Origin of the sequence: Mesorhizobium sp. M7A.F.Ca.ET.027.03.2.1 (assembly GCF_003999175.1) — a bacterium.
In the GTDB taxonomy this organism is placed as follows: Bacteria; Pseudomonadota; Alphaproteobacteria; order Rhizobiales; family Rhizobiaceae; genus Mesorhizobium.
Window position 1 is genome coordinate 1 of record NZ_RZOM01001358.1, and the last position, 1,320, is coordinate 1,320.

The following is a 1,320-nucleotide window of genomic DNA, read 5'->3' on the forward strand; positions in this document are numbered from 1 at the left end:
GTGCCGGTGGCGGTGGTCAATGACGGCATAGGGCTTGGCCTGGAAGTGATCACGCGCAAGGATCAGCTGCCTTGCGCCTACCAATGGCAGAATTTCCAGGCAGGGCAGTATGCGCTGGGCATAGAGCCCTCGACACACCATGTCTTGGGCAATCTCGCGGCGCGCGAGCGAGGCGAGATGATCTGGCTGGAGCATGGCGAAGGCCGTTCTTACGACGCGGTGTTCCGGGTGCTCGACGGCGCCGGCGCGATCGCCGCGGCCGAAGCGAAGATCGCGTCGATCGCCAGGCAGCCGCAACAGGATTATCCTGTGCCGTCGGGCAATTTTCCGGGATTGGCGGACAGGGCATGATGCGAAACGAATGCTCCGGCTGGCGGGCCGGAAATCGGAGGTCGATGTGATGGAGAAAAAGCGCGACTACAGCCTGGTCGGGGAAAGCACGCGCATCGCGATCGAGACCGGGCTGGCCTCGGCCGAGTGGTATCACACCGATGTGCCGCGCAAGGCGATGAAAGAGCTGATGCAACGCTCGGACGGGCCGGCGATCCGCGACACGATCATCTGGATCGTTGCCATATTGGGCTCTGCCGCCGGGATCGTCTGGTTCTGGGGCACGTGGTGGGTGATGCCGTTCCTGCTCGTCTATGGCGTGCTCTATGGCTCGTCCAGCGACTCGCGCTGGCACGAGTGCGGCCACGGCACAGCCTTCCGTACGCGCTGGATGAACGATGCCGTCTACCAGATCGCCAGTTTCATGCTGATGCGCAACCCGGTGACCTGGCGCTGGAGCCATGCCCGCCATCACACCGACACGATCATCGTCGGCCGCGACGCCGAGATCGCGGTGATGCGTCCGCCGGACCTGCTGCGCGCCGCACTCGCCTTCACCGGCATTCTCGATTTCCGCTATTCGCTGCCGACGCTGGTGCGCAATGCGTTCGGCAGCATCTCGCCCGACGAGAAAAGCTTTATTCCCGAGATGGAGCTTCACAAGGTGGTCAAAGCCGCGCGCTGGCATGTCGCCATCTATGCCGCGACGATCGCGCTGGCGCTTTATCTGTGGTCGTTCCTGCCGCTGGTGCTGATCGGCCTGCCGCGCCTCTACGGCAGCTGGCACATGGTGCTGACCGGCCTGCTTCAGCATATCGGCCTGGCCGATAATGTCACCGACCACCGGCTGAACACGCGCACCGTCTATATGAACCCGATCAGCCGCTTCATCTATTGGAACATGAACTACCATGTCGAACATCACATGTTCCCGATGGTGCCGTATCACGCGCTGCCGAGGCTGCACGAATTGATCAAGCACGATCTGCC

The 1,320-nt window shown here is 62.7% G+C and carries 2 protein-coding genes; both read left to right on the top strand.

Annotated elements, in window-relative coordinates:
* On the top strand, positions 1-351 hold a 351-nt coding region (locus tag EN750_RS34635), incomplete at its 5' end, for a DUF4432 family protein (protein ID WP_127399299.1).
* A gap of 10 nt (positions 352-361) precedes the next feature.
* A partial coding sequence (locus tag EN750_RS34640) for a fatty acid desaturase family protein (RefSeq protein WP_127399300.1) occupies positions 362-1,320 on the top strand: 959 nt, incomplete at its 3' end.